The sequence below is a fragment of the Pseudonocardia halophobica genome (genome assembly GCF_050948485.1).
Lineage (GTDB): Bacteria > Actinomycetota > Actinomycetes > Mycobacteriales > Pseudonocardiaceae > Pseudonocardia > Pseudonocardia halophobica.
The window spans coordinates 1,771,896-1,789,052 of record NZ_CP192046.1 but is presented as its reverse complement, the minus strand read 5'-3'; the positions used below and the strand labels follow the sequence as shown (position 1 = coordinate 1,789,052).

The window sequence follows — 17,157 nt, the reverse complement described above, 5'->3', positions numbered from 1 at the left end:
GGCCCGCATGCTGCCCCTCCAGCCGCACGGCACGGCGCTGCCCGATCCCGCCTCGATCGACGTCGAGACCCTGCGCGGGCGGCGGGCCGTCCACCGCTGGGAACGAACCTCCGTCGGCGACCTCTTCGAGCGGCTGACCTGGAGCTACCCGGACAAGGTGGCGCTCACGGCCGTCGACGGGGCGTGCGGCGAGGAGCGGTTCGCCGAGGTCACCTACCGGGAGGCGGACGACACGGCGAACCGGGTCGCCCAGGCGTTGGCCGCGGCGGGGCTCTCCCCCGGCGACCGGGTGCTGCTGATCTGCGAGAACTCGGTCGAGGCGCTGCTGGCGAAGATCGGGATCGCCAAGGCCGGCATGGTCGCCGTGCCGCTCAACCCGAGCCTGGCGGCGGACGTCCTCGAGCACCTGATCGGGCTGACCGAGCCGCGGTTCACGTTCGTCGACGCCGAGCTGTGGCCGCGCGTCGAGCAGGTGTTCGCGGTGACGGGGCTGACCGTGGGCGCCACGATCACGGTCGGCGGCGGGCCGGTGGCGGGCAGCCCGGCGTTCGGCGAGCTCGTCGCCGGGGCCCCGGCCGAGGAGCCCGAGGTCGAGATCCACGGCGACGACATCTGGCAGCTGCTGTTCACCTCCGGCACCACCGCGATGCCGAAGGGCGTGATGCTCTCGCACAGCTACGCGCACCTGGCGGCGCTCAACTTCGCGCTCTCGCTCACCCGCGGCCTGCGGCACGACTCCGACCTGCGGCTCTGCACGTTCCTGCCGATGATCTACCACATCGGGGACGAGCTGTTCCCGTTCGGCGCCTTCGTCTCCGGCGGGTCCGTCGCGCTCGGCCGCCGACCCGCCCCGGGGCCGGTCGCCGAGGCCACCGCGGCCACCGGCGCGACCGCCCTGTGGGCCGGCTCCCCGCAGTTCGTCACCGCGCTGGCCGACGAGCTCGACGCCCGTCCCGACCTGGACGTCTCGGCCCTGTCGATCCTCGTCTACGGCTGGGGTGCGCTCTCCCCCGCCGTGCTGGAGCGGCTGGCGACGCGCGCCGCACCGGGCTTCGTCACGCTCGGGATCTTCGGCCAGACCGAGGCGATCGCGTGCCACCGGTTCTGGCCCACCCGTTGGCCGGAGGTCCACGCGCGCAGCGCCCCCGCCGTCAACTACGTGGGCGTGCCCAGCGGGATGCTGGCCTCGGACGTGGTCGACGAGCTGGGCGACCCGGTCCGCGACGGTCAGCCCGGCGAGGCCGTCTACCGCTCGCCGATCATGACCGCCGGGTACTACCGCAACCCGGAGGCCACCCGGGAGGCCTTCCGCGGCGGCTGGTTCCACTCCGGCGACTCCGCGACCGTCGACGAGGACGGCCTGCGGGTCATGGTCGACCGGTACAAGGACATCGTGAAGTCCGGCGGCGAGAACGTGTCGAGCATCCGCGTCGAGGCCGTCCTGCACGAGCACCCGGACGTGCTGCGGGCGGCGGTGATCGGGCTCCCGCACGAGCACTGGGGCGAGGCGGTGACCGCCGTCGTCGTGCCGCGGGACGGCCGCAAGCCCGAGGCGGACGAGATCATCGCGTACTGCCGCGAGCGGCTCGCGGGATACGAGACGCCGAAGGCCGTGGTGTTCGCCGACGCGCTGCCGGACACCGTGGGTGGCAAGGTCCTCAAGTACAAGCTGCGCGCGGCCCACGCGGACCTGTACTCGTAGAGGCGTGGACTTCACCGAGGAGGACGACCACCGGCTGATCCGCGAGGCGGTGCGCGCGGTCTGCGCCCGGTTCGACGACGACTACTGGAGCGAGCGGGACAGCACCCACACGTTCCCGTGGGAGTTCTACGCCGCGATGGCCGAGGGCGGCTGGATCGGCATCGCGATGCCGGAGGAGTACGGCGGCGGCGGGCGCGGGATCACCGAGGCGTCGATCGTGCTGGAGGAGGTCGCGGCGTCCGGGGCCTGCATGAACGGCGCCAGCGCGATCCACATGTCGATCTTCGGGATGCACCCGGTGGTGCTGCACGGCAGCGACGACCTGCGCCACCGCGTACTCCCGGACGTCGCGTCGGGGAAGCTCCACGTGGCGTTCGGCGTGACCGAGCCCGACGCGGGGCTGGACACCACGAGCGTCACCACCCGGGCCGTGCTCGACGGCGACGCGTACGTGGTGCACGGGCGCAAGGTCTGGACGTCGAAGGCCCTCGAGTCGGACAAGGTGCTGCTGCTCGTGCGCACCACCCCGCGGGCCGAGGCGGCGAAGCCGACCCAGGGCATGACGCTGCTGGTCGCCGACCTGAAGGACCCGGCCGTCACGATCTCGCCGATCGACAAGCTGGGGCGCAACGCCGTCGCCTCCTGCGAGGTGGTCTACGACGGGCTGCGGGTGCCGGTGGAGAACCGGGTCGGCGAGGAGGGCGCGGGCTTCCGCTACCTGCTCGACGGCCTCAACGCCGAACGCGTGCTCATCGCCGCCGAGGCTCTCGGCATCGGGCGGGCCGCGCTGCGCCGCGCCGTCGCCTACGCCGGCGAGCGGGTGGTGTTCGACCGGCCGATCGGGTCGAACCAGGGCATCGCCTTCCCGCTCGCCGACGCGCACGCCCGGCTGCGCGCCGCCGAGCTGGTCATCCGCGACGCGTCGTGGCGGATCGACCGCGGCCTGCACGCCGGTGAGCAGGCCAACACCGCCAAGTACCTCGCCGCCGAGGCCGCGTTCCAGGCCGCCGACGCCGCCGTGCAGACCCACGGCGGCTTCGGCTACGCCCGCGAGTACCACGTGGAGCGGTACTTCCGGGAGGCCCGGCTGCAGCGGATCGCGCCGGTACCGCAGGAGATGGTGCTGAACTACCTCGCGCAGCACGTGCTGGGGCTGCCGCGGAGCTACTGACGCGGGCTGCCGACCCGGATCACCGACCTCCGACCGGCTCGGCCCGGAGCACCTCGGGCCCGAGCTCGCCCTCCAGCTCCACGCCCGGTGCCGAGAAGGGCACGACCCGGTCGCCGGGCGTCTTGTTCAGCAGCAGGCGGGTGACGTCCGGGCGCGAGTAGTGCCCGGCGGGGTCGGCCGCCGCCTTGGCCAGGGAGATCAGGCCGAGGTCGACGTCGGCGTAGACCAGGCCCTCGGCGTCGGGCGCGAGCGGCTCGGAGATCAGCCGGCCGTCCGGGGCGTATATCCCGGCGTACCCGCCGCCGGGCTTGAGCAGCGCGCGCTTGGTGTCGTCGGTGCACATCAGCTCGACCATCTCCGGCGACACGGTCGCGCACGGCGCGATCACGAACGTCTGTCCCTCCACCGCGTAGACGCGGCTGGCGGCGGTGTTGACCTCCGGGCCCAGCGCGTACGCACCGCCCTCGTAGAGCGAGAAGCTCGGCCAGGCACCCACGTGGACCTGCTCGTTCTGCGCGTACATCGCGTACTTCGACAGCGGCTGCAGGTGCTCCCAGCAGCACAGTCCGCCGAGGCGGCCGAGCGGGGTGTCGTACACGGAGAGGTCGCTGCCGTCGCCCTCGCCGAAGACCGTGCGCTCGACGTGGGTGGGCTTGAGCTTGCGCCGCCGCGCGATCGTCTCGCCGTCGGGTCCGATCATCCACTGGGCGATGTAGAGGCTGCCGGCGTGCTTCTCCGAGATCCCCAGCACCACGGTGATCCCGTGCTCGCGGGCGGCGGTGGCCAGCCGGTCGGCCTGCGGCGAGCCGTAGACCAGGGAGTTGTCGTGGTAGCGGGGGAAGAACTGCAGGCCCCACGCCGGGGCGTCGAGCCAGATGAACCAGGGGTAGCCGGGCAGCCAGGTCTCCGGGAAGCCGATCAGCCCGGCCCCGTTCGCGGCGGCCTCGGCGATCAGCGCGACGGCCTTGTCGACGCCCGCGTCGAGGTCGAGGAACTCCGGGGCGGCCTGCACGGCGGCGGCGCGGAAGCGGGGGTGCTCGATGCTCATGCCGGCAGCGTGGCGGGTCCGCTGTGCGGGTGATGGTCCCTGTGTGTCGTCCTCGTTGACTCTGCGGCGCACACCCTTGTCGGCCCCGCGCGGGCTCCCTACCGTCGGTGCATGCCGCGCGTGCTCACCACCGACACGGTCGAGGCGCGCGACCGCCTCGACTTCTGGAACGCGGCCGTCTCCGACGCCTACGTCCGGCTCGCCTGCACCGCGCCCGACGGCGACGTCGTGGGCGACATCCGCGTCGACTCCCTCGCCACGCTGGAGCTGTCGCGGGTCACCGCCACCGCCCAGCACGTCGTCCGGACACCGTCCCTGATCGCCTCCACCGCCGAGGACTACTTCCTCGTCAGCCTGCAGACGCGGGGCGCCGGCCGGATCAGCCAGGACGGCCGGACCGCCGAGCTGGCGCCGGGCGACTTCGCGCTCTACGACTCCACCCGGCCCTACACGCTGCAGTTCGACGGGCCGTTCCAGCAGTACGTCCTGATGCTGCCGGGACCGACGCTGCGGTCCCGGCTGCGGGACACCCCGACGTTGACGGCCCGCCGGGTGCAGGGCGCCGCCGGCGCGGGGCACCTCATGATCGAGATGATCCGGACCCTCGCGCTCGACGTCGACGTGCTGGAACCGGGCGCGGCCGCCGCCGTCGCGCAGGGCGTCGAGCACATCGTGGTGGCGGGGCTCAGCTCGCTCGGCGAGGCGCCGCGGCCGGAGCCCTCGCTCGCGGCCCGGCGGGAGCAGGTCAAGGCGCACGTCCGCCGGCACCTCGGCGACCCCGGGCTCAGCGTCGCCGCCCTCGCCGCCGCGCTGCACACGTCCGTCAGCAGCCTGCACCGCGCCTTCGCCGACGAGCCCTGTTCCCTGGCCGAGTGGATCTGGGCGCAGCGGCTCGACGCCGTGCGCGCCGACCTGCTCGACCCCGCCCAGCGCCACCGCACCATCTCCGAGCTGGCCTTCGACCGCGGATTCGTCGACGCCTCGCACTTCAGCCGGGCCTTCCGGGCACGGTTCGGCCGCACCGCGCGTGAGGTCCGGAAGGGGTGATCGGAGCCGCCGGGGGTTGCCCGGCGGATCAGTAGCATGTCACGCTCCACCGCGATTCGGGTCTCACCGTGGAGGCGCCCATGCGCGGTCTGATGTTCGACAGCCAGCTGCTCCTGCACTCGTTCCTCTGGCGTACGGAGCGACTGTTCGCGGACAAGCAGATCGTCACCCGGCTCGGGCCGGGCGAGTACCACCGCTACACCTACCGGGACTTCGGCAAGCGGGCCCGCCGGCTCGGCGACGCCCTGCGCACGCTGGGCGTCGGGCCGGGCGACCGCGTCGGCACGCTGGCCTGGAACCACTACCGGCACCTGGAGACGTACTTCGGCGTGCCCGGTATCCAGGCCGTGCTGCACACGATCAACCTGCGGCTCTCCCCGGCGCAGCAGAAGTTCACGATCGACAAGGCCGAGGACCGCCTACTGCTGGTCGACGTCGACCAGCTCGACCTCGTCGCCGACCTGCTGGACCTGGGCCTGCCCACGGTCGAGGCGGTCGTGGTGCTCGCCGATTCCGTGCCCGAGCACCGTCTGCCGCTGCCGGTCCACTGCTACGAGGAGCTCCTGGCCGCCGCCGACGAGGACGCGCAGTTCGAGGAGTTCGACGAGCACTCGGCCTCGGCGATGTGCTTCACCTCGGCGACCACGGGCGACCCGAAGGGCGTCGTGTACTCGCACCGGGCGATGGTGCTGCAGGCCATGTGCCTGGCCATGCACGACAAGCTCAACATGAGCGAGTCGCAGGTGTGGCTCGAGGTCGCGCCGATGTTCCACTGCAACGGCTGGAACATCCCGCACACCGCGCTGCTGCAGGGCGCCACCCTGGCGCTGCCGGGTGCGCACCCGTCGCCGGCCGACTACGTCGACATCATCGAGGACCTCGGCGTGACCGGCATGAACGCGGCGGTGACGATCGGGACGATGGTCCGCGACGCCGTCCGCGCATCGGACCGGCCGCGGGACCTGTCGACGCTGTCCACCCTGTGGCTCGGCGGGCAGGCGCCGTCGAAGGCCGTCATGAAGTGGTTCCGCGACGAGTACGACTGCGAGGTCATGCAGGGCTACGGCATGACCGAGAACTCCCCGCAGATCTGCTTCTTCGCGCTCAAGTCCACCCTGGCAGACGGGGACGACGACGAGATCTACGAGCTGCGCCAGACCCAGGGCCTGCCGATCCCGCTGCTGCAGATCAAGGTGTGCGACCAGGAGACCCGCGAGGAGCTGCCCTGGGACGGGCAGTCCATCGGGGACTTCTTCGTCCGCTCCCCGTTCACCGCGTCCGAGTACTACAAGGACGAACGGACCAGGGACTCGATGATCGACGGCTGGCTCAAGACCGGCGACGTCGGCTGCATCGACCCCGAGGGCTACGTGCTGCTGAAGGACCGCTCCAAGGACCTGATCAAGTCCGGCGGCGAGTGGATCTCCACGATCGACCTGGAGAACTCCCTCATGCTGCACCCCAAGGTCGCCGAGGCCACCGTCGTCGGGATCGAGGACGAGAAGTGGCTCGAACGCCCGTTGGCCTGCGTGGTGCCGAGCGATCCCTCGCTGACCGCGGACGAGCTGCGGGACCACCTGCTCGCCGAGGGGTTCATCAAGTTCTGGATCCCGGACACGTTCCTGTTCGTGCCCGAGGTGCCCAAGACGAGCGTCGGCAAGTACGACAAGAAGGCGATCCGCGGGGTGGTCGCGGACGAGGGGCTGGAGCGGGCGAAGGCGGCGCTGGGCGCGGGCTGAGCGGGTCGGCCGATCGGCCGACCCGGGCGTCGGGCGGGACGTCCGTCGGTCACCGGATCCTCGGCGGAGCCGGGGGACGAGAGCGTGGGTGCAGGGCGAGGAGCCCCGGCCGGACGGTCCGGCGAGAACCCACGAGAGGAACGACGATGCCCACCACGCTCATCACGGTCCGGCCCGGCCGGACCCTGCCGACCCCGGAACACCGGCACACCTGGGCCGCCGGGTCGCACCACTACACCTCGGACGGCGCGGTCAGCTACCGCAAGTGCCTGTCCTGCGGGGCCTGGGGCCTCTTCGCACCGACCGTGGAGGATGGTTGCTGAGGGAGCTCAACGCCCGGGCAGCAGCGAGAGCGCCTGCGAGCGCCGCGCGACGAGGTCGGCGTCGGTGCCGTCCCGCTCGGCCGTCCCGCTCGGCCAGCGGTGCATGAGCACGCCACGGACGAGCACCTCGTGCGGAGTCGGGTCGGCGGACAGCAGGCCCGTCACCTCGTCCAGGTAGCCGGTCAGCGTGAGCGCATGCGGGCTCTGCCGCTCGTGCTCCGGGGTCGTCGCGACGGCCGGCGGCATGAGCTCGACGCCCTCGACATCGGTGCGGTCGAGCTGCGCGCGCAGTGCCTCGGAGTAGGCGTGCACGCCGGCCTTCGACGCGGCATAGGTCGGCATCGGCGGGAACGGCAGGAACCCGATGCCCGAGCTCACCGTGACGATCGTGCCAGCCCCGCGCCCGACGAGGTGCGGGGTGACGGCGTCGATCACCCGGATCGTGCCGAGCAGGTTGGTCGCGATCGTCGTCTCCGCGGCGGCGGTGTGCCCGGGGCCGCGCAGGTCCACGAGGAGCATGACCCCGGACATGGTCACCACGGTGTCGACGCCTGGGTGCTCCGCGAGAACCGCGTCCCGCGCCCGGAGGACCGAGCCGGAGTCGGTGACGTCGAGCTCGACGGTGCCGAGGCCTTCGGCGGCGAGGGTCGCGCACAGGTCGGTGCGGCCGACGACGACCGTGCTGCCGGCCGCCGCGAAGCGCCAGGCGAGCCGAGGCCGATGCTTCTGCCAGCGCATGACCACCGACAACCAGACCCAGTCCCTCCTCGTCTTCACCGCGGCCCCGGCACCGAGGCGGCGGAGAACCTGCGCCTTCTTGGAGTGATCGGGCCGCAGTCCTTCACCGGCTCCTAAGCCATCACCGCTGTGTCTCGGCATGGCCGGGACGGAGGTGTCTCAGCACATCGGGGACAGGTCGCCCGTGGGCAGCACGTCACGGGCGATGGCACGGGCTCCGCACTCTGCGCATGATCGGGGACCGCAGGAACGTCCTGCCCGACCAGACGGAAAGCCGACTCATTGCCGGCGATGATCGCGAGTCCTTCGGACCTGTCCCGAAGGTGTTCCGGCTGGACCGTCGAAGGAGGCAGCAAGCGCGGGGGAACGGACCGCGCCCTGCGACGCGGCGATCCGCCAGGTCCGGGCGGATCTCACTCAGCAGCCTGACGAGGTGCCGTCGCTGGCGGCCAGCAGGGGCGGGGCGCCGGTGTGCCGAGGTGGCCAGCGGCCGGTCCTCACCTGCTCGACGCCGTTCGGAGCTGCCGCCGGTGGCACGCAGCCAGCCTGGCGGTGCGGCGGGCCTGGCGGTGCCGCGGGCCTGCCCGTGCCGCTGGCCGCTGGCCCCGGAGCGGCGGGCTGAGCGAGGAGAGCATGCGGCTGGTCTGCGAAGGCTCGGGACGCAGCCCCATCGGCCCTACCCCGGACATGCTGCAGGCGGCGATCGCGGTCCTGTTCTTGGCGACCCAGGTGAGCCGACTGGCAGAGCGGGTTCTGGCCGACGTGCACCTGGAGGTCGAGGACGTGCAGTGGAGCAGGGCGAGTCCGCGATCGACGACAGCAATGGCGACCCGTCACGACGACGGAAGGCCGCCGAGGCAGGGCTGAGCAGACCTCATGGCGGAGGCCTGCGGTGGACACCACGCTGCTGCCCCGCAGCTGCGGGGCCTACACGAGCTGCGCGATGCGCCGTTGTCCCTCGCTCGATCGGTCGAGGCCCGAAGGGCGGGGTCTTCTGCGGGGAATCTGCTCCGGGTCGATCCAGGCGGGCGGGATGAATTCGGGGATCCCGTCGCGCAGGCGCACCACCCAGTCCGTGGAGTGGATCTGGCGGTGGTGGGCCTTGCACAGCATGACCAGGTTGCCCAGGGCCGTGGGGCCGCCGTGTTCCCAGGGGAGCAGGTGGTGGATTTCGCACCAGGAGGGTGGGCGGTCGCAGCCGGGATGGGCGCAGCCGCCGTCGCGGGCGATCACCGCCCGGCGCAGCCCGTCGGGGATCGAGCGGGTGAGCCGGCCGACGTCGAGGGGCTGCCCGGCGCCGTCGAGCACCATCGGTACCACCCCGCAGTCGCAGGCCAGCTGGCGCAGTGCGGTCGGCGAGAGCTGCCCGGCGAACTCCAACATCGCCGCGCGGGCCCGGTTTTCCAGGTCCTCGAGCCGGATCTGCACGGTCAGGGTCGGGCGGCGGCCGCCGACCGCGGGCAGCTCGCCGTGCTCGAGCACCCACCCGCACACCTCGGCCAAGGCTTCGGCCTGGCGTTCGGCGGCGGTGCGCCCGTCGTCGGCGGTGAGCGGGGCGGCCTTGGCGTCCAGCACCGCGGCGATCGCCTCGAACAGCGCCGCGTCGTCGTAGCGCCCGACCAGCCGCCCCCCGGGTTTGCTGGCGAACCGGGTCAGCCGCAGCTCGTTGATTTGCGGCGGCGGGCCGTCGTCGGGTTCGGGGCCGTCCTCGTCGAGCGCGTCGAGCAGCGCGGTGCCCCACTGCTGCAGCTCCCGCGGGGTGTAGGTGGCGGCGGCCTCGGCCAGCTGGGTCTCCGCCCCGGCCCAGGTCTCCGGGGACAACCGGCCGGCGGGTGGCGAGGCGAGCAGCCGGGCGATCACGGCCACGTGGGCCAGCGAGGTGTCCCCGGCGGCGAACACATCCGCGGTCGCCGGCAACCGCGCCGGCAACGCCGCGCCGTCGAGCCCGACCCGCGGGCAGACCGCCTCGGCCACCGCCACCCGCTGCGCGGCCCCCCCGCGGTCGAGCCGCAACAGATCCTGCAGCGCCCGGGCCGGGGAGGCGTAACCGTGTTCGACGAACGTGCCCTGCCGGTCCAGATCGGCCACCGCCTGCACCCCGATCTGATCGAGTCGCCGCCCCACCGTCTCGCACGCCCGCAGCGTCTCCACGAGCTCGGCGGCGGTCGCGCCCTGCCCGGCCGCGGCCGCGAGCGCGTCGACGGCTTCGTCGAGCAACCGCCACGCGTCGGCGACCGGGCTGGGGAGCATGATCCGAGCCTATTCGACCAGTTCGAATGCAAGGTAAAACAGCTGCTCAGCTGGCCTCTGCAAGAAAAGATCACGCAACGAGCCGCGAGATCTGAGCTGCCCGTCATGTCTCCGCACATCCGAGACACCTCGCCACAGCACCTCGCACCCGGCCCCGCGCCGCTCTCGATCGGCGCTCCGCCATTGCGAACTCCGCGATCGGCTGGCACCCGGGTGAGCGGACCGGTCTGTGTCACCGACGAGGTAGTGCAGTGGCGCGAGGGGTTGCCCGGCCGGGGTGTGGGCGGGGGCCGGCCGTCGGCGGCCCGCCTGCGGTACCTCGAGGCCGCGTCGGGACGCGGCTTCACGGGTGAGGAGGCGGTCCGCACGCTCGCCGCGTTCCGGAACTCGTTCCCGGAGATGACCGAGACCGAGGCCTGCGAGTGGCTGCTCCGGGAGTGGAACGAATGATCCACACCGAGTGACCCACAGCGGGCGAGCTCAGGCCGGCAGCACCTTCCGCTCCCGCAGCACCCGCATCCAGTGCCGGAAGGACTCCTCGGTGTCGTAGCAGTCGCCGAACCCCGCCTGCCGCACCTTGACGGTGCTGACCAGGGCCGGCGGGCGCGCCTCGGTGGCGCCGTGGGCGAAGCAGTAGTCGGCGTAGAAGTGCGACTCCCCCAGCAGCGCGTCGAGCGAGGGCTCGACGAGCCCCTCCCGCTCCGCGATCCGCCGCCAGACGTCGGCGTGTGCGGGCAGGTACTCCGCGAGCCGGACCGGCTCGTCCGGCGCGGGGGCCATGCCGAGCTCGTCGGCGAGGGCCGGCCAGAGGTCGCGCCAGTTGAAGGCCTCGCCGTTGGTGAGGTTGAAGTGCTGGTCGCGGGCGGTCTCGGCGGTGGCCGCCCAGAGGGCGGCGTCGCCGACCAGCCGGACGTCCACGGCCTCGCTCGCGATGCCCGCCCCGCCCGGATACCCGAACGGCAGGCCGAGCTCGCGGCGCACCGCGGCGTAGACGCCGATGACCGGCGGCAGGTTCATCGCGACGCCGGTCGTCGGGCCGACCACGATCTGCGGGCGCAGGATCGTCCATGCGAACCCGTGCGCAGCGGCCGAGGCGCGCAGGTGGTCCTCCTGCAGCCAGTAGAAGTTCTCGTGCGGGTCCCGCGGGGACCGCTCCCGCGCCGGCACCGGGATCGGGTGCAGGTGCACGCCGTACGCCTTGGTGCCCTGCAGCAGCGTGACGTGTTCCAGGCCGGGCGCGAGCGGGTCGAGGAGCGCGCGGAACATCGCCAGGTTGGTCCGCATCTGGTCCTGTTCGCGCCACCCGCGGATCAGGCCCGGCTTCTCGTGCAGCGCCCCGTAGACCAGGTGCGACGGCCGGAGGTCGGCCACCGCCTCGGCCGTCGCGGCGGCATCGGTCAGGTCGACGGCCAGATGCCGAACCGAGCGCGCCGGCGGGCGCCGGGACAGCGCGACGACCTCCCAGCCCGCCTCGGCGAACGACTCGACCGCCGCCTCCCCGACCAGCCCGCTCGCCCCCGCGACCAGCACCCGTCGCGCCCCGCTCATCCGCTCCCCCTCCGCAGCCCACCCACCACGAACTCGGCGTACTCGTCGGCGATCTGCCCGACGCCGTCCTCCCCGGCCAGCTCGGGGTCGTACCAGACGGTGATCCAGTTGAGCGCGCCGAGCACGGGCTTGGTCGCCAGCCGCGGGTCGGTGCCGCGGAACGAGCCCTCGCGCTGCCCCTGGGCGACGACGTCGGCGAAGAGCTGCTCGTACTCGTCGCGCATCCGGACGATGTCGTGGAGCGACTCGTAGCGCGGGCCCTGCCCGAGCCGGCGCATCTCCACCGCCTGCACCGCCACCCGCTGGAAGGCGTTGCGCGTCATCATCTTCGCGGCGTGGCGGCGCACCATCCGCTCCAGCCGCTCGACGGCGTCGCCCTCGGCCTCGGCCAGCGGCCGCACCTCGGTGAGCAGGTCCCGGATCCCGGTGAGCACGACGTCGAGGAAGATGTCGGCCTTGCTCCGGTAGTAGTGGTAGACCCGCCCCTTGGTCGCCCGCAGCTCGTCGGCGATGTCGTCGATGGTGGTGGCGTCGTAGCCGTTGCGGGTGAAGGCCACCGCGGCGGCCTCGAGGATGTCCTGGCGTCCGGGGCCCGCGCCGGACCGGGAGAGCTCGCGCGTCACCGCCGGGATCCTCGCACCCGCCGCACGAGGCCGTGCCAGATCCCGACGAGCCCGGTCGGCGAGGCCAGCAGCACCACGGCGAGGACGCCGCCCAGCACGATCTTGTCCGCGTCGCCGCCGAGCGAGGCGAGCTGTTGCTGGCTCGTCAGCAGCAGCGCCCCGACCAGCGGTCCGAGCAGCAGCCGGCGGCCCGGAAGGATCACCGCGGTGAGCATGAAGAGCAGGAAGGTCGGCGACAGCAGGTCCGGGCTGACGTAGCTGCGCTGGTAGGCGTAGAGCCAGCCGGCGAGCGCCGTGATCGGCGCGGACAGCACGAAGACCAGCATCCGGGTGCGCCGGACGTCGACCCCCATCGCCGTGGACAGCTCGCCGTTCATCTGCGCCATCAGCGCCGTGGTGCCCAGCCGGGACCGACGGAAGCGCGCCACGAGCAGCACGACGAGCACGAGGCAGACCAGCGCGATCGGCCACAGCTCGGCGTTGGTGCGGGCGAGGTAGGTCCCGCCGAACGCCGGCAGCTCGAGCAACGGGACCCCGACGACGCCGTCGGACCCGCCGAGGGCCTGCGTGTTCTGCACGACCGTCAGCCCGATGATCGCCGCCGCATACGTGACCAGCGAGAACACGAACTCCCGCGTCCGCAGGGTGGCCAGGCCGAGCAGCAGCGCGAGCAGCACCGTCACCACGATCGACGCCAGCAGCGCCGGGATCGGCGTCCAGCCGGACCGCACGGCGAGGATCGCCGTCGTGTACGCGCCCGCCGCCCAGAACAGCGTGTGCCCCAGGCTGACCTCGCCGAGGTAGGACAGCACGACGTCGACGCCGTAGGACATGATCGCGAAGATGGCGACCAGCACCACCGTCGTGTAGATCCGGTCCGACCCGCCGAGCAGGGACGGGAGCAGGTACGCGAGCGCGACCAGGACCACCCACAGCAGCGCGCGGGCCCAGGTCGGCACGCGCCGCGCGGCCGGTGCGCCGGTCGTCCCCCGGGTCGCGACGTCGGCGGTCATCGGCGGGCCGCCAGTCCCTGCGGGCGGACCACGAGCACCACCAGCAGCACGACGAACGCCGCGGCCGTGGAGTAGGCGGGCGGGAAGAACGTCCCGAAGAAGGCCGTGAACAGGCCCAGACCGATGGCCACGACGAGTCCCCCGACGAGGTTGCCGACGCCCGCGAGCACCACCACGAGGAAGGTGATGATGACCTCCTCGAAGCCCATGGACGTGAGGATCGGGCTGCGCGGCCCCACCACCGCACCCGCGAGCGCCGCGCAGACCGCGGAGAACACGAACACCGCGAGGTAGACCCGCGCCGCGTCGATCCCGTAGAGCTGGGCGAGCTTCGGGTCCTCGGCGACGCCGCGGACCATCCGGCCGAGGTCGGTGCGGCCGAGGACCACGAAGGTCAGCGCGTAGAACGCCAGCGCGAGCACGACGATCAGCACGTCCTGGCCGGTGAACCGGGCGGCCCCGAGCGCGAGGTCCTGCTGCTGCAGCGGGCTGTCGATCGTCTGCGGGTCGCCGCCGAACAGCAGCGCCGCCCCGCCCTGCAGCAGGTAGCCGAACGCGAGCGTGACCAGCATGAGGTTGACGATGTTCTGGTCGAGCGTCATCCGGGTCATCAGCAGCTGCAGGACCACGCCGAGCAGGGCGACGACCACCAGCGCGACCGGGACGGCGACCCCGTAGGGCAGCCCGAACCGGCTGATCGCGAACCAGGTGACGAAGGCGCCGAGCATGTAGAGCTGGCCGTGCGCGAAGTTGACCAGGCGCGCGGCGCCGAGCAGCACCGTCCAGCCGACGGCGAGGAGTGCGTAACCCGCGCCGAGCGCGAGCCCGTTGACCAGGGCGGCGAGGATCACGGGCCCAGCCCTCCCAGGTAGGCCTGGGCGACGCGGTCGTCCTCGCGCATCTGCGCGGCGGTGCCCGAGGCGACGATCCGGCCCTGGTCGAGCAGGTGGAGCCGGTCGGCGACCTCGAGCGCGGCCCGCACGTTCTGCTCGACGAGCAGCACGGACAGCCCGGCGTCGACCAGGTCGCGGATGTGGGTGAGCACCTCGACGACGAGCCGTGGGGCCAGGCCGACCGAGGGTTCGTCGAGGATCAGCAGGCGCGGGGCCGCCCGCAGCGCACGCCCGATCGCCACCATCTGCCGCTCGCCGCCGGAGAGGGTCGAGCAGCGCGCGGCGATCCGCTCGCGCAGCCGCGGGAACACGTCGAGCACGTCGTCGACCGAGTACGGGCGGCCAGCCGTCCCCCGGGGCGGGCGCACCACCCGCAGGTTCTCCTGGACCGTCATCCCGTCGAACACGCCCTTGCCCTCCGGGACCAGCACCAGGCCGAGCCCGGCGCGGCGGTGGGCGGCGAGCCGGCCGACGTCCTGCCCCGCGAGCCGCACGGACCCGGTGACGGCGGGACGTCCGCGCGACCACCCGGCGACCGCGTCGACCAGCGTCGACTTGCCCGCGCCGTTGGCCCCGGCGACGGCCACGAGCTCACCGGCGCCCACCCGGACCGACACCCCGTCGACGGCCAGGCTGTGCCCGTAGCGCACCCGCAGGTCGGCGACGTCGAGCAGCGCGCTCACGCCGTCCTCCCCAGATAGGCCTCGAGCACTCGCGGGTCGCGCTGCACCTCGGCGGGCGGGCCGTAGGCGATCGTCTCGCCGCGGTCGATCACCAGCAGCCGGTCGACGATCTCCATCACCAGGTCCATGTGGTGCTCGATGAGCACGATCGCGAGACCGCGTTCGCGCAGCTCGCGGAGCAGGTCGGCGAGGGCGCGCATGTCGTCGCCGCCCACCCCGGCCGCGGGCTCGTCGACGAGCAGCACGCCCGCGCCGGGGCCGTGGGCCAGGGCGACGGACAGCACGCGCTGCAGGCCGTACGGCAGGTCGTCGGGACGGGTGTCGTGGTGCCGCTCGGCGATCCCGAAGTCCGCCAGGAGCGCGCGGGCCGCGGCCCGGCACTCCCGCCGCGCCCGGGCCTCCCGCCACGGCGTGACGATCGCGCCGCCGAGCCCCGTCCCGCGCTCCACCTGGAACGCGGTCATCGCGTTCTCCAGCACCGTCAGGCCGCCGAAGAACGAGTTCTGCTGGAAGGTCCGGCGCAGCCCGCGCCGGGCCAGCACCTGCGTGGGCACGCCGTCGGTGTCCGCGCCGCGCAGCAGCACCCGGCCGCTGCGCCGCACCACATTGGTGACCGCGGCGAAGCTGCTGCTCTTGCCCGCGCCGTTCGGGCCGATGACGCCGAGGATCTCGCCGCCGTCGACCGCGAACGACACGTCGTCGAGCGCCTGCAGGCTGCCGTACCGCACCGAGAGGCCCTCCACGCGGAGGGCGGTCACGAGTTCCAGACCTCGGCCGGGACCGGCACCTCGTCGAGGACCTTGATCTTCCCGCCCTCGACGGTGAAGGCGTACACCTTCGTCTGCATCTGGCCCTTGTCCGTGAAGGTCACGTCGCCCATCACGGTGTCGGTGAAGGTCTGCCCGTGGATGGCGTCGGCGACCGGCTGCCGGTCCAGCGTGCCCGCCTTGGCCACCGCGGCGGCCCACACGTCGACGCTCTGCGCGCCGAGCGCGGCGTACTTGTCCGGCGGGTTGCCGGTCTTCTGCCGGAACGCGTCGGCGAACTTCTGGTTCTCCGGGTACCCGTTGAAGGGCGCGACGTCCGGGAAGTAGATGTCCGCGGAGTACAGCCCGTCGACGGCGGTGCCCCCGGCCAGGTCGATCACCTTGGGCGAGACGGTGCCGAGCGCGGCGACGTGCGGCGCGCCGATCCCGGAGCGGGCGTACTGCTGGGCCAGCGCCGGCATCCCGGACGACTCGGCGGCGTTGGCCGAGAAGACCGCCTGCGGGGCCGCACCCTGGATGTTCGACAGCGGCACGCGGAAGTCCGTGGCGGAGTAGTCGAAGGTCTGCTCGGAGGCCACGGCCACCCCGGCGGGCTGGAGCTGGGCGGTGAGCAGCGCGCCCAGGTCCTTGCCGTAGGCGTCGTTCTCCAGCAGGTAGCCCACGGACTTCGCGCCGAGGTTCTTCGCCAGGTACTGGCCCGCGACGTAGGCGCCGACGGCGTTGCCGGCGTTGAGCCGGACGGCGTCGGGGTCGGCGTTGCCGAGGATCGTGGCGTTCTGCGGGATCGTGGTGATGTTGAGGATCCCGGCCCGCACCAGCACGGGCTGGATGGCCAGCGTGACGGGCGAGTTCCAGCCGCCCATCACGACCGACACGCCCTCGCTCGCCAGCTGCGTCGCCGCGCTCACGCCGTTGGCCGGGTTGCTCTGGTCGTCCTTGGCGACGATCTGCAGCTGCCGGCCGAGGACCCCGCCCTCGGCGTTGATCACGTCCGCCTGGACCTGGATGGCGTCGAGCACGTCCTGCCCGTTGGGGCCGGCCGGGCCGCTGAGCGGCACGATCACGCCGACCTTCACCGGGCCCGACGTACTGGCGGCACCGGAGCCGCCCGACCCGCCCTGCGGGGCCGAGCCGGTGTTCGCACAGCCCGCCGTCAGGGCGATCGCGCCGACCAGCGCACAGACCGCCGTCCACACCTTCGTGACACGCACCGGGTCCTCCAGGTCGTCGTTGACCGTACTACTCGGTATGACGCCCGATGGTCGCCGAGCGACCCGCCGAGGTCAAGGCGCCCGCCCGACAACCTGTTCGCGGCAGACCTTCCGGACAGTGGTTGTCCGGTCAATTCGAGGGCGTTCCCGGGATCCGGTCGCGTGGTTGTCCGGTCCGCGCGCACGTCGCACGATGGGGGCATGACGACGGCTGCGCACGGTGACGGGTTCCCCGTCCCGCACCCCGTGCTGCGGTCGTTCGATCTCGAGCGCTTCTGGCCCTCGCGCCGGAGCCACGCGTTCGACGAGGGATGTCGCTGAGGGCCGACGAGCCCGCCCGGACCCCGGGCACCGGTCGTCGCGCCCTGCCCCGACCCCGCCCGAGCGCCCGCGCCCTCTGA

At 72.9% G+C, this 17,157-nt stretch carries 17 protein-coding genes; 7 read left to right on the top strand and 10 right to left on the bottom strand.

Annotated features, from left to right (window positions below; genetic code table 11):
* Window positions 1-7 precede the first annotated feature (7 nt).
* Together ACQP04_RS08620 and ACQP04_RS08615 are read left to right on the top strand one after the other, a co-directional pair.
* The gene (locus tag ACQP04_RS08620) at window positions 8-1,702 is read left to right on the top strand and encodes a class I adenylate-forming enzyme family protein (protein WP_433506528.1); all 1,695 of its coding nucleotides are present in this window, start codon (window positions 8-10) and stop codon (window positions 1,700-1,702) included.
* 4 nt (window positions 1,703-1,706) lie between these two features.
* Window positions 1,707-2,873 (top strand): acyl-CoA dehydrogenase family protein, encoded by a 1,167-nt coding sequence (locus ACQP04_RS08615; protein ID WP_433506527.1) that lies wholly within the window; start codon window positions 1,707-1,709, stop codon window positions 2,871-2,873.
* Window positions 2,874-2,892: 19 nt separating this feature from the next.
* Here ACQP04_RS08615 and ACQP04_RS08610 read toward each other — a convergent pair whose 3' ends face one another.
* A complete protein-coding gene (locus ACQP04_RS08610; protein WP_433506526.1) occupies window positions 2,893-3,921 on the bottom strand; it encodes a carbon-nitrogen hydrolase family protein in 1,029 nt (342 codons plus the stop codon).
* Window positions 3,922-4,032: 111 nt separating this feature from the next.
* On the opposite strand from ACQP04_RS08610, the gene ACQP04_RS08605 reads away from it, so the two are divergent.
* The 3 genes from ACQP04_RS08605 (at window position 4,033) to ACQP04_RS08595 (ending at window position 7,030) form a co-directional block, all read left to right on the top strand.
* Entirely contained in the window at window positions 4,033-4,968 is a 936-nt protein-coding gene (locus ACQP04_RS08605) for a helix-turn-helix domain-containing protein (RefSeq protein WP_433506525.1), read from the top strand.
* A gap of 80 nt (window positions 4,969-5,048) precedes the next feature.
* Complete coding sequence (locus tag ACQP04_RS08600) at window positions 5,049-6,707, top strand: long-chain-fatty-acid--CoA ligase (RefSeq protein ID WP_433506524.1); 1,659 nt, start codon at window positions 5,049-5,051, stop codon at window positions 6,705-6,707.
* A 146-nt stretch (window positions 6,708-6,853) separates the two neighbouring features.
* Window positions 6,854-7,030, top strand: coding sequence for a hypothetical protein (locus tag ACQP04_RS08595; protein ID WP_433506523.1), 177 nt, complete (start codon window positions 6,854-6,856; stop codon window positions 7,028-7,030).
* Between the two features lie 6 nt (window positions 7,031-7,036).
* On the opposite strand, the gene ACQP04_RS08590 is transcribed toward ACQP04_RS08595, so the two are convergent.
* Window positions 7,037-7,807 (bottom strand): SDR family NAD(P)-dependent oxidoreductase, encoded by a 771-nt coding sequence (locus tag ACQP04_RS08590; RefSeq protein ID WP_433506522.1) that lies wholly within the window; start codon window positions 7,805-7,807, stop codon window positions 7,037-7,039.
* A gap of 594 nt (window positions 7,808-8,401) precedes the next feature.
* Between ACQP04_RS08590 and ACQP04_RS08585 the strand changes: the two genes are divergently transcribed.
* The gene (locus ACQP04_RS08585) at window positions 8,402-8,635 is read left to right on the top strand and encodes a hypothetical protein (protein WP_433506521.1); all 234 of its coding nucleotides are present in this window, start codon (window positions 8,402-8,404) and stop codon (window positions 8,633-8,635) included.
* Window positions 8,636-8,695: 60 nt separating this feature from the next.
* On the opposite strand, the gene ACQP04_RS08580 is transcribed toward ACQP04_RS08585, so the two are convergent.
* Window positions 8,696-10,018, bottom strand: a complete 1,323-nt coding sequence (locus ACQP04_RS08580; protein ID WP_433506520.1) for a DUF222 domain-containing protein — start codon at window positions 10,016-10,018, stop codon at window positions 8,696-8,698.
* A 246-nt stretch (window positions 10,019-10,264) separates the two neighbouring features.
* Here ACQP04_RS08580 and ACQP04_RS08575 point away from each other — a divergent pair, with 246 nt between their 5' ends.
* Window positions 10,265-10,468, top strand: a complete 204-nt coding sequence (locus ACQP04_RS08575; protein WP_433506519.1) for a hypothetical protein — start codon at window positions 10,265-10,267, stop codon at window positions 10,466-10,468.
* Window positions 10,469-10,498: 30 nt separating this feature from the next.
* Here ACQP04_RS08575 and ACQP04_RS08570 read toward each other — a convergent pair whose 3' ends face one another.
* From ACQP04_RS08570 to ACQP04_RS08540, 7 genes are read right to left on the bottom strand one after another with little or no spacing between them, the layout of a single operon-like run.
* Window positions 10,499-11,566 (bottom strand): NAD-dependent epimerase/dehydratase family protein, encoded by a 1,068-nt coding sequence (locus ACQP04_RS08570; RefSeq protein WP_433506518.1) that lies wholly within the window; start codon window positions 11,564-11,566, stop codon window positions 10,499-10,501.
* Complete coding sequence (locus ACQP04_RS08565) at window positions 11,563-12,189, bottom strand: TetR family transcriptional regulator (protein ID WP_433506517.1); 627 nt, start codon at window positions 12,187-12,189, stop codon at window positions 11,563-11,565. Before ACQP04_RS08565 ends, ACQP04_RS08570 begins: the two co-directional genes overlap by 4 nt.
* Window positions 12,186-13,202: a branched-chain amino acid ABC transporter permease gene (locus tag ACQP04_RS08560; RefSeq protein ID WP_433506516.1), complete on the bottom strand. Its 1,017-nt coding sequence runs from the start codon at window positions 13,200-13,202 to the stop codon at window positions 12,186-12,188. The genes ACQP04_RS08565 and ACQP04_RS08560 overlap by 4 nt, the downstream gene beginning before the upstream one ends.
* Entirely contained in the window at window positions 13,199-14,053 is an 855-nt protein-coding gene (locus ACQP04_RS08555) for a branched-chain amino acid ABC transporter permease (protein WP_433506515.1), read from the bottom strand. The genes ACQP04_RS08560 and ACQP04_RS08555 overlap by 4 nt, the downstream gene beginning before the upstream one ends.
* Entirely contained in the window at window positions 14,050-14,778 is a 729-nt protein-coding gene (locus ACQP04_RS08550) for an ABC transporter ATP-binding protein (protein ID WP_037049140.1), read from the bottom strand. The genes ACQP04_RS08555 and ACQP04_RS08550 overlap by 4 nt, the downstream gene beginning before the upstream one ends.
* Window positions 14,775-15,536 (bottom strand): ABC transporter ATP-binding protein, encoded by a 762-nt coding sequence (locus ACQP04_RS08545; RefSeq protein ID WP_433506514.1) that lies wholly within the window; start codon window positions 15,534-15,536, stop codon window positions 14,775-14,777. Before ACQP04_RS08545 ends, ACQP04_RS08550 begins: the two co-directional genes overlap by 4 nt.
* Window positions 15,533-16,756 carry an ABC transporter substrate-binding protein gene (locus ACQP04_RS08540; protein ID WP_433506513.1) on the bottom strand — a complete coding sequence of 408 codons (1,224 nt, stop codon included), beginning with the start codon at window positions 16,754-16,756 and terminating at the stop codon, window positions 15,533-15,535. The genes ACQP04_RS08545 and ACQP04_RS08540 overlap by 4 nt, the downstream gene beginning before the upstream one ends.
* Between the last annotated feature and the right edge of the window lie 401 nt (window positions 16,757-17,157).

Bases quoted from the DNA above. Each gene is read 5' to 3' on its own strand.
- ACQP04_RS08600 (WP_433506524.1), top strand. From the start codon at position 5,049: ATGCGCGGTCTGATGTTCGACAGCCAGCTGCTCCTGCACTCGTTCCTC.
- ACQP04_RS08610 (WP_433506526.1), bottom strand. From the start codon at position 3,921: ATGAGCATCGAGCACCCCCGCTTCCGCGCCGCCGCCGTGCAGGCCGCC.
- ACQP04_RS08595 (WP_433506523.1), top strand. From the start codon at position 6,854: ATGCCCACCACGCTCATCACGGTCCGGCCCGGCCGGACCCTGCCGACC.
- ACQP04_RS08585 (WP_433506521.1), top strand. From the start codon at position 8,402: ATGCGGCTGGTCTGCGAAGGCTCGGGACGCAGCCCCATCGGCCCTACC.
- ACQP04_RS08605 (WP_433506525.1), top strand. From the start codon at position 4,033: ATGCCGCGCGTGCTCACCACCGACACGGTCGAGGCGCGCGACCGCCTC.
- ACQP04_RS08560 (WP_433506516.1), bottom strand. From the start codon at position 13,202: ATGACCGCCGACGTCGCGACCCGGGGGACGACCGGCGCACCGGCCGCG.
- ACQP04_RS08580 (WP_433506520.1), bottom strand. From the start codon at position 10,018: ATGCTCCCCAGCCCGGTCGCCGACGCGTGGCGGTTGCTCGACGAAGCC.
- ACQP04_RS08620 (WP_433506528.1), top strand. From the start codon at position 8: ATGCTGCCCCTCCAGCCGCACGGCACGGCGCTGCCCGATCCCGCCTCG.
- ACQP04_RS08570 (WP_433506518.1), bottom strand. From the start codon at position 11,566: ATGAGCGGGGCGCGACGGGTGCTGGTCGCGGGGGCGAGCGGGCTGGTC.